General features: G+C 52.3%; 12 protein-coding genes. 8 read left to right on the top strand and 4 right to left on the bottom strand.

The window, feature by feature from the left end; translation table 11 throughout:
- Positions 1-52: 52 nt before the first annotated feature.
- The 4 genes from HMY34_RS17770 (at position 53) to HMY34_RS17755 (ending at position 5634) form a co-directional block, all read left to right on the top strand.
- Positions 53-661 (top strand): peptidylprolyl isomerase, encoded by a 609-nt coding sequence (locus tag HMY34_RS17770; RefSeq protein ID WP_407701840.1) that lies wholly within the window; start codon positions 53-55, stop codon positions 659-661.
- A gap of 161 nt (positions 662-822) precedes the next feature.
- Positions 823-1398, top strand: coding sequence for a carboxymuconolactone decarboxylase family protein (locus HMY34_RS17765; protein ID WP_202716758.1), 576 nt, complete (start codon positions 823-825; stop codon positions 1396-1398).
- A 135-nt stretch (positions 1399-1533) separates the two neighbouring features.
- The gene (locus HMY34_RS17760) at positions 1534-3024 is read left to right on the top strand and encodes a hypothetical protein (protein WP_202716757.1); all 1491 of its coding nucleotides are present in this window, start codon (positions 1534-1536) and stop codon (positions 3022-3024) included.
- A gap of 60 nt (positions 3025-3084) precedes the next feature.
- Positions 3085-5634 (top strand): hypothetical protein, encoded by a 2550-nt coding sequence (locus HMY34_RS17755; protein WP_202716756.1) that lies wholly within the window; start codon positions 3085-3087, stop codon positions 5632-5634.
- On the opposite strand, the gene HMY34_RS17750 is transcribed toward HMY34_RS17755, so the two are convergent.
- The gene (locus HMY34_RS17750; RefSeq protein WP_228287906.1) at positions 5603-6445 is read right to left on the bottom strand and encodes a methyltransferase domain-containing protein; all 843 of its coding nucleotides are present in this window, start codon (positions 6443-6445) and stop codon (positions 5603-5605) included. The genes HMY34_RS17755 and HMY34_RS17750 overlap by 32 nt on opposite strands.
- On the bottom strand, positions 6445-7395 hold the full coding sequence (locus HMY34_RS17745) for an AEC family transporter (protein ID WP_202716755.1): 951 nt from the start codon (positions 7393-7395) through the stop codon (positions 6445-6447). The genes HMY34_RS17750 and HMY34_RS17745 overlap by 1 nt, the downstream gene beginning before the upstream one ends.
- A gap of 90 nt (positions 7396-7485) precedes the next feature.
- Here HMY34_RS17745 and HMY34_RS17740 point away from each other — a divergent pair, with 90 nt between their 5' ends.
- Together HMY34_RS17740 and HMY34_RS17735 are read left to right on the top strand one after the other, a co-directional pair.
- A complete protein-coding gene (locus HMY34_RS17740; protein ID WP_202719240.1) occupies positions 7486-7752 on the top strand; it encodes a Uma2 family endonuclease in 267 nt (88 codons plus the stop codon).
- 551 nt (positions 7753-8303) lie between these two features.
- Entirely contained in the window at positions 8304-8756 is a 453-nt protein-coding gene (locus HMY34_RS17735) for a hypothetical protein (protein ID WP_202716754.1), read from the top strand.
- A 108-nt stretch (positions 8757-8864) separates the two neighbouring features.
- Here the strand turns inward: HMY34_RS17735 and HMY34_RS17730 are convergent, their stop codons facing one another.
- Entirely contained in the window at positions 8865-9845 is a 981-nt protein-coding gene (locus tag HMY34_RS17730; RefSeq protein ID WP_228288064.1) for a transposase, read from the bottom strand.
- 62 nt (positions 9846-9907) lie between these two features.
- The gene (locus HMY34_RS17725; RefSeq protein ID WP_202716752.1) at positions 9908-10201 is read right to left on the bottom strand and encodes a hypothetical protein; all 294 of its coding nucleotides are present in this window, start codon (positions 10199-10201) and stop codon (positions 9908-9910) included.
- Between the two features lie 185 nt (positions 10202-10386).
- Between HMY34_RS17725 and HMY34_RS17720 the strand changes: the two genes are divergently transcribed.
- Positions 10387-11910, top strand: a complete 1524-nt coding sequence (locus HMY34_RS17720) for a transposase (RefSeq protein WP_202716751.1) — start codon at positions 10387-10389, stop codon at positions 11908-11910.
- Positions 11911-12227: 317 nt separating this feature from the next.
- Positions 12228-12503, top strand: coding sequence for a DUF2283 domain-containing protein (locus tag HMY34_RS20295; protein WP_228287905.1), 276 nt, complete (start codon positions 12228-12230; stop codon positions 12501-12503).
- The last annotated feature ends 76 nt before the right edge of the window (positions 12504-12579 follow it).

The raw sequence follows: 12579 nt of genomic DNA, 5'->3' as shown, positions 1-12579 counted from the left end.
CGCGGTATTATGCGCATCGCTTGATTATCAACAACAACACGGGGCATACCGCATGAAACGTTTCTTTATTACACTTTTTGCCATGTTACTGAGCTTTGCTACCTTGAGCAGCCACGCCGAGGAAAAAGCCGCAGGAACACCCACTTCTGGAGATAAAATGTCGACTATTCTGATTGAAACCACCAAAGGCAACATCAAAATCGAATTGGATGCCGCCGCTGCACCCAAAACGGTTGAAAACATTCTGGCTTATGTCAAAGAAGGTTTTTACGAAGGGACTATTTTCCACCGCGTCATCCCCGGCTTCATGGTGCAAGGCGGCGGCATGAACGAAACCATGAAAGAAAAAGCGGACAAGCGCCCACCTGTCAAAAACGAAGCCAACAACGGCTTGAAAAATGACCGTGGCACCGTGGCAATGGCGCGTACTAACGACCCGCATTCCGCTTCTTCACAATTCTTCATCAACGTCAGTAACAACGATTTCCTGAACTTCCGTTCTGAAACCGCACAAGGCTGGGGCTACGCGGTCTTCGGTAAAGTCGTCGAAGGCATGGATGTGGTAGATGCGATTGTTGGCGTAAAAACGGGCAACTTCGGCCCGCACGGTGACGTGCCAGTGCAACCTATTCTGATGAATAAAGTTTCTATCGTCGAATAATTCCACTGTTACCCTTCACCCTCAAGGGGTGAGGGGTTCTCCTTGGCACACTACTTGCTGTTAGTTTGACACTTTCATGACGCTTAGCAGACAACTTAATGCATACAGAGCGTTCTGTGGTACAGTTTGTTTTGCACTGCAACAAAAAAGGATCAACAACCATGGTAGATAACGACTTCATCGCCTCACTCAAACGCGCACGCACTTACGGGCTAGGCGAATTTTTGGAAATTATTGGTGAGCTTTCGCAAGAAAGTACCAAAAAAGGCGCACTGGATCGCAAGCATAAAGAGTTGATTACGCTAGGCATTGCCCTCGCTAAAGACTGCCATCGCTGCATCGACATTCACACCCAAGCCGCCCTCAAACTCGGTGCAACCGATACCGAGATGCTGCAAGTCCGCCGCGTGGCACTTTACTCGCAAGCCAGCCCTGAACATCACAACACCGAACTCTGGAAAGCGTGGGTCGATTCATGGCGTGAATTTTCCCTCAGCAAAGGCTGCATTGATCGCCGTTGCCGCGAATTGGTCGGTCTAGGCATTGCTTTGGTGCAACAAGACGCCCGATTGATTGATATGCACGTCAAAGCTGCTCGCGAATTTGGCGCAAGCCCGGAAGAAATCTTCGAGGTCATGCCGATTGCATTGCTGATGGACGGCGCACCCGCGCTATCGCAAATCCCACAGTTGGTACATGCCATCGAACAATCCGAACCCGTTGAGACCGCTGCCTGAGCAAATACCAGCGCATTTATGCCATTGGCATCAAACCAATGGCAAAATTGCGCTAAAACGTTCCCGCTGGCAACCCTCATGCTGAAATGCTGCACTATACTCAGGCGATAGGGCAACCACACGAGGGAGAAACATATGTCACGACTCGCCGATCAAACCTTGGCAGCAGCGAATGCTTGGTACACACAAAATCCGCAAGCCCGTTACGACCGCCCACTACCCGCCTCCGCCTACACCATCAACCCCACCGCCGCGCAAACCTTGTGGAAAGACCCCACTTTAAAAACCGAGCGCAGCCTCGTTACCAAACTCATTGAAGTCGGCGGGAAATGGGAAGAAGTCCCCACCCATATCCACAGCGACAAAGATTTGCGCCTGATTGCCTACCAAAATGTCTGGAAAACCAAGCAGCGCGACCTGTTGCGTTTTATCCAGCCCGGCGAATGGTATTTAGGCTCCTCACACCACAATCCTGGCAATCGCCACATTGTGCAATCCGTGTTCCACAATGAGGAAAAAGGCTTGGAAATGCTCAAATTCAGCATTACCCATGTGCGCAATTACATCGGGGTAGCCAGCGGCATGGTCGCCACCGACAGCCCACGCAGCTACGCCAACCAACATTCGGCTGGGCATGTGAATCCGAAAGATTACCCAGCTTTGCTGTGGCGTATCCGGTTTCTCGGCGATATTTCCCCCGCCGAACAACGCGCTTACGTCAACAATGTGCGCACGTGGTCAATGCTGTTGCAGAAAGTGACTAAATTCCCGCCCGACTACAACGGCAATGACAACTTGATGACCAATAGCTACGCCAAGGTGATGGAATTTGGCAGCAATGTGCTGAATGCTGTGCTGGGCAGCCGCAGCGCACTGGCTACCTTGCACAGCCAAGCCGAACAAGTGTATTGCTCGGAGGCGGGGATGCACCTCGCCCTGAATCTCGGCTTAAATGCCCCGCTCAACCAAGCCAGCGTCAGCGCCCTGTTTGGGGCAGATAAATGGGCAAACGTCAGCACCCTGCTCAATGAAGGCGAAGCCTTTTGGCGCAATGGCAAATATTTAGACTACTACGGCAATGGCACGGATGGCTTTATGCAAAATGCCGAACAAAACCGTTTGGTGGATATGGAACCCGCCCCCGCGTGGCTGGCAGCGCTCAAAGACCGTCTCCCCGGCAGACCCTTGGCTGGTGGTGGGCTAGTTTTCCGCCCGTGGGATGTGGCAGACATGATCGAACATTTCATCAAAACAGCTATCCCGCGTAATGGGCGTGAAACTTGGGAAGTGTCCAACGCGCAAGCCGAATTGCTGTTGTGGTTGAAACCGGGCATTTTCCATTCGATGGGCTTTAGCCGCAGTAATCCGCCGCCACCGCCGCTGGTGATGCTGTTTGATACGCTGGTAGCCAAAGTGCGGCGCAATTATGAATCGTATGCAGCCTTACGAGCCGCCATCGCGCCAGAGTTGCAAGCGGCGCAACAAATCGTCGCCCCCAAAGCACTGGGTGCGGGTGCATTCGTGCCGCCGCACATGGTCACGAGCATCACCGGCGATGCCGACGAACTGATTGCGTTGGAGGCCGTGGGGCAGTTATTCCATGAAGATGTGCTCAAAGCGAAGTAATCCTCTATAATCGCCGCATTTCTGGAATAACCGGCGGTGATTCGCGGGAGCTTTTGCATTATGCCATTTTCAAACCAACCCTCTGTGGATGCCAACACCACGCAATCTTTGCCCATCCTTCAGGAGCGTTATGCCCTGCGGCGCTGCATGGCAGAGACTGCGCTGGGCAAACTGTATTGGGCACAAGACCTCAAACAACAGCAAAGCAATGGCGAACAAGCCAACGTTTTAGCCTTTACCCTGCTGCCCGCCTTGGCACAAGACCCGGTGTTTGAACAAGTCTTGGGGCATGTGTTACCCGCGTATCAAAAACCCACCCTCGGTATGCCGCATATCACCGACGATGGTAAAAGTGCGGATGGCACGCGCTGGCTGGTGATGCGCAATAATGGCGGCATGTTGTTATCCGAACGTTTAACCGAACTCGATGACCGGGGAATGCCACTGCCCGAAGCGCTGGAATTACTGGATGGCATCAGTCATTTATTTGCCAACCAGCGCCCCGATGGGGTGTTTGGGTATTTAGAACCGAATGCCATTCTACTCAATGACAAATCCCCCTGCTTACTGACCGCCCCCGTCGCTGCCGCCTTGCGGATGAGCTATAACAATAATTCCAGCGAACGTACCCGCCAAACCCTGCGTTCGGGTTACATTAGCCCGGAAGTTTTGCTCGGCGACACCCCAACGCCGGAAGATGACACGTTTTCAATCGCGTGCTTGGCTTACCACCTCCTGCAAGGCAGCGCACCCTTCGGTAAACACAGCACCCTCGAAGCCACGGTACGTAACGCCGCCCCCAGCAGCATCCGCAAACTACGCCCCGATACTTGGGCGGCACTGCAACAAGGGTTAAACCTGAAACGGACTGCTCGGCAAAAAACCCCGACCGCACTGTTGAATACCTTGCAACGCAAGCAACAAAAAAAGCTGCTGTTGCCACTCGCGGGCTTGGTCGCTGCCGGTGCGGTGGCGCTCACCACTTACCAGCTACTTTCCAGTTGGAGCAATGCGCCGGAAGAACCCGCCGCTACACGCACAACTGAGCTAGAACTGACCCCGCCTGACACCGGCACAGCGCCTCGCAGTACCACCGAAAGCGCTGCACTGATCAACGAAGAAGCTATTCCCCCCGCACTCGATCAAGAAAGCGTAGCGGCAGCAACCGAACGCCGCCGTGAAGAAGCTACAAAGGAAGAAGCGGCGAATGAGGTAGCCGCTGCTGAGGCTGCGAATCAAATCAACGAAGAAGCTATTCCCCCCGCACTCGATCAAGAAAGCGTAGCGGCAGCAACCGAACGCCGCCGTGAAGAAGCTACAAAGGAAGAAGCGGCGAATGAGGTAGCCGCTGCTGAGGCTGCGAATCAAAGCAAACTCGCCGCATCCAAGAATCTGCGCAACTTACAAGCCCAAGCCGCCGATGCCATCCTGCAAGGCAAGCTGCTTAGCAACAACCCCGATAATCCCGCCGCATTGGACTATTTGCGCCAAGCCATTGCGCTCGAACCCGACAATACCCAAACGCAAACCCTGTTAGCGCAACTCATCAATCAGCAACACGCTGAAGCCGAAACCCTGTTAAACACCGGCAAACTCGATGAAGCCAGCACACTGCTGCACAGCGCTGACCGTTTGATTACCGAATTCACCCTGGCTGACAGCTTAAAACGTCAAGTCAGCCTGGAATCTGCTCTCGGTCAAGCGCAACGCAAACAAGCGTTAGCACCGGAGCCAGAGCCAGAAACTCCTGAAATCCCTGCCACCACTGCCGCGACTATCACCGCTCCAGAACCCACACCCACGCCAGACACCAACGCGCCCACCGCTGACACCGACAATTTAGCCCGCGCCCGCGAAGCCATTGATTACGGCAACTTAAGTCGGGGCGATGACCGCAGTGACAGCGCCATTGCCTATTTAAGCTTGTTATTGGAAAAAACCCCGGATCACCCCGAAGCGCTGGCACTGCTGGAAAAAGTCGTGGATGCCCAACAAGAAGCCGCCAGTACCCACTTACGCAAACGTGATACCGAAAAAGCCCGCACCGCCCTGAATGACAGCCAAGCACTCATCGGCAAATACCAACTCGATAAGCGCGTCGAAGCGCAAATTGCCTTGGAAAAACGTTACCGTGAAACCTTAGCCATGGGCATTTTCACCCCCGGCACCGAACCCGAAGCGCCGCCTGCGGTTGCGGTCAAGCCAGAAAAACCCGCTAAACCAGAACCTGTTGCGCCGACACCTGTGACCAATAACCTTAGCGCAACGCCGCCTGTCGCCGCCCCCGTCATTGCGCCCGATCAGGAACGTGAAAACCCTGAAGCCGCTGAAGCGGCGGCTGCCGCAGCCGCTGCCGCCGCGAATAATGCCCCCGTCGAAGTGCGCGTTTCCCCCGACGTTCCAGTACGCAGTGCCGCCACCGAATTGCCGCCGGTACAGCTTGATAACCCGGCGGTTGCACCACAACCCGTACCAACGCCTAGCGTTACCTTTGAAGTACCCGCTACCGATGCGGACAATAATGGCAACACCTTCACGCTGGATGTGCCAAATTTGATCGAAGTGCCATTGGACACGATTAGAGACAGTCTGCCACCTGCCGACAGATAAACGCCGACACCGGGCGACCATCGTCCAGTGTTTCCACCGTATCCAACAGAATGTCGGTATGCGCAAACACCTGCGCCAGCTCCCCCGGTTTCAGCAAGAAATTGGGGTTGCGCGGGCTGCCGAATTTTTCTGAACCTTGCATAAAGGTTTGGTAAATCAGAATGCCACCGGGTTTAAGCAGGCGCTTCAGCCAAGGGAACAGCGGGCGGTGTAAGTAACGTGCCAAGGTGATCAACGCAAACTGCCCATCGGCAAACGCACCGAACGGGTCTTGCCCGGTTTCCAAATCCAATTGCAGCGTCGTTACCGCGACGTGTTGGCTGCTTGCCAATTGCTGTGCGCGTTGCAATGCGCCGGGAATGTAGTCGATGCCGATCATCTGCCAGCCGTGCATCGCGAGATACACCATATCGCGCCCTGCCCCGCAGCCAATATCCAAACCCTGCCCCGGCTGAATCTGGTGAGTGGGCATGAATTCGCTGACGAAACGCGCAATCAAGGGTGCGGGTTGCCACAAGCGTTGTGAGTGCGCACCGCTTTGCCATAAGCCAGCGGCTTGTAAGCTTACCGCTAATGGCAGCGTCCATTCGATTGCTTGCGCCACTTGATAGCCTTTGCTGGTGAGGAATGCGGTTGCCTGTGGTAGCGCAGCGCCATTGGCGTACACGATCAAGGGTTCGCTGGTTTTGGGGAGTTCGTGCATTCGGGCCGGTAATTCCTCCACGGGAATGGAGCAGGCGTGAGCATGATGCCCCTGACAAAATTCTACAAAAGTACGGCAATCCACTCGCGCCATTGATACTTCACCCATCACATTAATCCTCTGCTTTGTAATAGCACAATCCCCACACTCGTGGTTAGCAAGGAACCCAAGGTCGTCAACGCCACCGTATTCGCCGCGAGTGTGGCATTGCCACCCATAGCACGAGCCATCACGTAACTCGCTGCCGCTGTGGGTGCGGACGACATCAGCAACAGAATGCCCAAATCCATGCCGCGAAACCCCCACCACCAGCCGCCCAGCGTAAACAGCAACGGAATCGCCACCAACTTGCTCAGACTCGCCAGCATGGTGTTGCTGAATTCCTGTTTCAGGGTATGAAAATCCAAGGATGCGCCGGTACACAGCAACGCCAACGGCAAGGTCATATCCGCCAAAGTTTCACCGGCTTTCATCACGAGCGCAGGCGGGCGCACATCCCACCATGCAAACGGCAATGCCAATACAATGCCGATAATCAGGGGATTGGTGACAATATTGCGCAACATCCGCCCCACGCCTTGGTGCTTATGCAGGGAACGGCTCAAGGTAATCACCCCCAGAATATTGAACAAAATGCTCAAAATCCCCACGTATAACGACGCTGCCGCCAACGCCACCTCACCGTAAGCATTCACGCAATACGCCAGCCCAATAATCGCCATATTGGAACGAAAAATACCCTGCACCACCACACCGCGATCTTCTGGCGGCTGCACCAAGGCTGTTACCGCCCATTCCGTCAACACAAACAATACCAGCATTGCCACCAAACCGTAGGCAATCAGTTCCAGATTCGTGGTGGCGCTGATCGAGGTTTTCGCGATACTCACAAACAACAAGGCAGGCAACGCCCAGGTAAACACCAAGCGCGAACCGACTTCGACGAAATTGTCATTCACCGCCCGCAGACGCACCAGCCACGCGCCCAAGCCCAGCAATAAAAAGATCGGCCCCGTCACCGCGAAGGAAAACAGGACAGTGTTCCAAAATTCCAGCATGGCATCCCCGTGCGTGTGTCATTTATAGAGCAAAATAATCGCACGATACGCGGTTTAAGGTGCGATTAATTTGCTTACGCTCCAAAGCCTATTACTACCAAATCCACGGAGTGGAAGGATTTCACCGAAAAGCTGATCGCTTACCAAAAGCTGGCATCGTTGCAGGTTTACCTGATCGTGGCGCAAGATCAACCGCAAGTGACGCTATTTTACCGCGATGCAGAAGGCGCTTGGGATGTGGCACGGTTTGACTCATTGGAACAGACGATTACGCTGCCTTGCCCGGAAACCACCCTGACCCTTGCGGACATTTACGAAGGCGTTGATTTCACCCAACCCGCTGAGGCGAATGCGTAACGCCTGTTAGAATGCGCCAAGGGCTTTCTTGAGGCGGATGTCGCGTGATTGAATTGGCGCATTATAAGTGGGTATTTTTCGTCAGCTTATGGTAGAGTTTCGGGCAATTCGTCAAATACTGACGATAACTTAACTTATGCCATACCAATCATAAAAACACGCAACCGACCCTATGCTGGTTTTAACGTGGCAGGGCGGTAGCGTGTCAGCGATGCGTATGGTGTTTTGCAAGACAGCGACGACAATCCCAAACTAGGCGGAAGACTTTACGAACAGGATAGGCTGCTCGTGCGCAGCGATTGAATTCAGGCAGTCTATTCTGATATTCCAGAACGCTGCCTAACTAATACATTGGCATAGGGCAAAAACAAAAAGCATCGCGGATTTGAGAAGCTGATGAAAAGTAGGTTCATTATTGTATACCATAGACAAATGAGAATTCGGTTTCTTGATAATTAAGTGATTATGAAAATATCGAAACCGAGAAATAAATTGTCGATGGCATACTTAAAATTAGCGGATAGATATAGTAATATTTGGAGTATAAGCATATGTTTAATAAACTTAAAGTAGCAACAGTATTTATGACAATATTTATTTTTACGCCATTGTTTGGCTGTGGTGAAAAACAAGATAAAGAAAATAAAAATGTACAAGTAAAAGAAAAATTAGATTGCTCCGATCGTTTTATTGGAACATGGGATTTGATTATTATTCATGATGGAAAAGGTTATCAGAAGAAAGTTGAAGAAACTCCACTAAAGGGACAGATGTATGTTTCCCCTAATGGATCTGCATCTTTCATATTAGGATCTAATGATGATTCCAAATTAGGATCTAATGATGATCCCAAAACTGAACGATTCACTGGAAAAATAGAAGGAACATATTTCATCCCTTCTGACAATCGTTCTCCCGTAGAACTCAAATTAGATACTAATACTTTAGATTTCCCTATAAGAAAATCTGAAATATTCAGATTTCAAAGGAAAAGTTGTAATTAGTTTTATCAAATAATACGCCAACAAGTCATTCGATGACGGACGCGGTGACAGCCCACGAGTCTCAACAACTTACTCCATACGCGCCAACTTAAGCCCCTATCCCCTTGATTAAACACGGCTCAACGCCATTTCTCGGCATTGGTTCAACAGAGCAAGAATGGGGCTGGGCAAACATTGTAGCGTCCGCTTTCTGGGGCGTTCGCTCAAACTCTTGATGTTGTCATCCCCAAAGCGGGCATCGACAGGGAAACAGGCTTTGATGCCTGCTTTTAGGTCATCCGCGACGGTGCGCCAAAGTCGCCAATCAGTGAGTTGTCGGGGATTGTCGAGTTTGCGTTTGGCATCGGCAAAGCGACTTTGCGTCATCTTTTCCAGCACGGCTGCGTACAATAATTTGCCGTGTAGATACAGTTCAGCCAGTTTTGAGCCTTTGTGCGCTCGTAGTTCATCGACATTCAGCAAGCTTTTGAGGCGTTTGATCACCAATTCAACCTGCCAGCGGACACGATAGAGTGCAGATGCGGTGGTGGTACACAGCACTTCAGGCGGTAATGACGTGAAAATCAGTACCCATTCGCTCAGGCAAAGGGCTTCCGTGCTGGGGTTACGTCCTTTGTCTTTGGCGCGTTGTCTGGCTTTGCGCCGGGCTTCAGCAGCCTTTTCTTCGGGTAAGGGGATGGCATGAAGGTAGCCCTGAATGCGTTTGTTGCCATGACATAACCAAACCGGCACACAACTGGGGCGTTTACCGAGCTTACGTAAGCGCGTGTACCAGTCGATTTTGACTAGGTGTCCGGTATCATCCCCTTTGCCATCTTCATACAGGTTCATGCTGTGGGCGTTGTAGCGTAATACCACGTCACCGCCCCGGTCGATGAAAGGGACAAGCGTTTTGGGTTGGTTATAACCCCGGTCAATCAGCACCACATCGCCTGCTGCCAGCGTGTAATGATCGAGGTTTTCACCTTCTTTATCGGTGGTGACTTCCACTTGATGCAGGCTGAGGTTGATCAAATCAATCGCGATGTGCAGGCGATAGGTCGTGGCAGTAGCTCCCGGTTCTTGCACGGTCGAGCCATCAATGACGATGAAACGCAGTTTGCCGCTATCGACAACCTCGCTTAGCCCAAATACGCCTGCCAGCAGGGATTTTACCCACGGAACACAGGCTTCCAGTCTTTTTTTACCGCTGTGTCACTGAGGTAGCCCTGCCTCTGGGCGACCTCCCCGGCGCAACTGCGTAGCGACAAGTCCAAACCGCAGTAAGCCAGCACTAACTGGAGCAATTGCAGCGGGCTTTTGATCTTGCGGGGACGGGCGAAGGCTTTGAAGGCATACGCTTGTTCATGATAATCGGCAGGCAACACTTGCAGGAATTGGGCAAAACGGGTATCTAATAACGGTGGCAACTTCATGTGGACTTTCACTTTGGTCGATAAAAGCATCTGTGTGGGGTTGCCACATCTTGTTTGCAAGAGGAAACAAGGGGTTAGGGGCTTAAGTTGGCGCGTATGACAACTTACTCCCCGCCGAGCCCGTCACACATGACGTTGAGGCTGTAGAAAAACCCTCTTTTTCGCCATTTTGTGGGATAATCAGGCATCACAAGCACCCGAACGAGTAAGCAGGCATGGCACGCTACAAACCGATTCATCAAGGCGTAAAACTGTTGGCAGTGGACTTTGACCGCCAAATTCTCCCCGGCACGTTTGAACATGCGCTGCGCCATTTGGTTGACCACGAACTCGACCTTGAAGGTTTCCACCAGCGTTATAAGAATGATGTGCAGGGAGCGGCAGCATTTAACCCAGCGGTGTTACTCAAAATCATCCTGTTAGCTTACAGCCGTGGCATTATCAGTAGCCGCAAAATCGAAGCGGCGTGCCGCGAGAATATGCTGTTCATAGCGATTTCCGGTGACAGCCAGCCGCATTTCACCACGCTGGCGGCTTTCATCGCCAATGCCGGGGAGTTGATCGCCAAACTGTTTACCCAAGTGCTGCTAATTTGTGACCGCCAAGGCTTGATCGGGAAGGAGATGTTTGCCATTGACGGGGTGAAGTTGCCCTCCAATGCCAGCAAAGAAAGGTCTGGCACTCGCGCTGACTTCTTGCGCCAAGCCGAACGCATGGAAAAAGCCGCCGCCAAGATCATCGACAAACACCAACAAGCCGATGCCAGTAAAACGGATGCGGCGGCAGCCCAGCGCGAAGCCAAACAACTGAAACGCCTGCAACACGAAGCCAAACAGTTACGCTATTGGTTGGCGGACAACCCCGAAGACCGCAAGGGGGTTAAGGATGGCATCCGCCTGTCCAACCGCACCGACAACGAATCCGCTAAAATGGCAACCAGCAAAGGCGTGGTGCAAGGTTATACCGGCGTAGCAGCCGTGGATTGCCACTACCAAATCATTATCGAAGCCCAAGCCCACGGCACAGGGTCGGAACAAGAACTGCTGATGCCCGTGGTCAATGCCACCGCTTCAATGCGCACTCCCGAAACGGTGATCACCGCCGACAACGGCTACCACAGTGAAGCCAACCTCAAAGCCTTGGCGGATGCTGGAATTGATGCCTACATCCCTGACAAGGATTACCGCAAACGCGATGAACGCTATGCCGATCAGACGGTGCATCAGCAAAAACCTGACCCCTTATCGAACAAATGCCCCAAGCCCAGCAAAACCAAAACCTATAAACCTGCCGACTTCCAATTAGCCGCTGACCTTAGCCATTGTCTTTGCCCGGCGGGAAAACGCCTTTACCGTACCGGCAGAAATTGTACCCTGAATGGCTATGCTTCGGTACGTTTCCAAGGGGCGTTGCGTGACTGTGAACCCTGTACACAGCGTCCCCAATGCCTGAAAGACCCGGCAAAAACCCGCGCACGGCAAGTCACTTTCCTGCAAGGCAAGCGCGATGACACCCCCAGCCACACCGATTTGATGAAACCCAAAATCGACTCCGACCTCGGCAAGCGCATGATCACCCAACGCTTCGCCACCGTCGAACCGGTGTTTGGGAACTTGCGCGGCAACAAACGCCTGCACCGCTTCACCTTGCGCAGCAAAGCCAAAGTGGACGGGCAATGGAAACTGTTTTGCCTGATGCACAACCTCGAAAAGCTGGCACATCACGGGTATGCCGCATGAAGGGGGAAATGATGCTGCCAAACACGCAAAAACACACCGTATTGCCCGTCTCAGATGGCATTCAGGGCGTTATGGGAAGGTTGGAAACTGGCAACAGTGAAAAAAACGCCCAGCCGGTTGGGGTGTTCAAAAAAATGACTGACCGGTCTGGATGGGATGATCAGATTCGGGTTTTTCTACACCCTCGTTGGCTTTTCAAATGACAATAAATATCCGCAAATTCAAAGACCGAATAAAGATGATTCCGTCATGCGCTAACACGGGAAAGTTTGTCTGATGCGAGGGAAAGACGGTTATGATCAACAGGGAGTTAAGCGATGAACATTAAATACTACGAAGATGATGACATCCTAGTTCAACGGTTCAACAATAACCCGATTGTCCGTGAAGTCTCGCAAGGCTGGAACATCAACATCAGCTACGATAAAGACGGCAATATCGTCCAGATTGTCATACTCGAAGCCAAAGAAAAGGAACTTTATCCAGCAAAATCATTGCGTGGTTTCTTGCAGCACACAGGCACGCCCGTGCCGATAGATCAGCTTTGCAAGCCTGTCGAATATACCGATGATCGCGCCAATCAAAAAAACTAACAAGGCTAATGCCCTCCGAAAACATAGCGCAACGCCCCCGCCTACGCCATAATTCCCGCTTGATTCCCAGCAAGCC

Origin of the sequence: Thiothrix subterranea, assembly GCF_016772315.1 — a bacterium.
Lineage (GTDB): Bacteria > Pseudomonadota > Gammaproteobacteria > Thiotrichales > Thiotrichaceae > Thiothrix > Thiothrix subterranea.
The sequence above is the reverse complement of the archived record's forward strand: the minus strand, read 5'-3'. Positions and strand labels throughout refer to the sequence as shown.

Excerpts from the sequence above, each read along its gene's own strand:
- HMY34_RS20295 (WP_228287905.1), top strand. The coding sequence starts at position 12,228 with ATGAACATTAAATACTACGAAGATGATGACATCCTAGTTCAACGGTTC.
- HMY34_RS17760 (WP_202716757.1), top strand. The coding sequence starts at position 1,534 with ATGTCACGACTCGCCGATCAAACCTTGGCAGCAGCGAATGCTTGGTAC.
- HMY34_RS17755 (WP_202716756.1), top strand. The coding sequence starts at position 3,085 with ATGCCATTTTCAAACCAACCCTCTGTGGATGCCAACACCACGCAATCT.
- HMY34_RS17745 (WP_202716755.1), bottom strand. The coding sequence starts at position 7,395 with ATGCTGGAATTTTGGAACACTGTCCTGTTTTCCTTCGCGGTGACGGGG.
- HMY34_RS17735 (WP_202716754.1), top strand. The coding sequence starts at position 8,304 with ATGTTTAATAAACTTAAAGTAGCAACAGTATTTATGACAATATTTATT.
- HMY34_RS17720 (WP_202716751.1), top strand. The coding sequence starts at position 10,387 with ATGGCACGCTACAAACCGATTCATCAAGGCGTAAAACTGTTGGCAGTG.
- HMY34_RS17770 (WP_407701840.1), top strand. The coding sequence starts at position 53 with ATGAAACGTTTCTTTATTACACTTTTTGCCATGTTACTGAGCTTTGCT.
- HMY34_RS17725 (WP_202716752.1), bottom strand. The coding sequence starts at position 10,201 with ATGCTTTTATCGACCAAAGTGAAAGTCCACATGAAGTTGCCACCGTTA.
- HMY34_RS17750 (WP_228287906.1), bottom strand. The coding sequence starts at position 6,445 with ATGGGTGAAGTATCAATGGCGCGAGTGGATTGCCGTACTTTTGTAGAA.
- HMY34_RS17765 (WP_202716758.1), top strand. The coding sequence starts at position 823 with ATGGTAGATAACGACTTCATCGCCTCACTCAAACGCGCACGCACTTAC.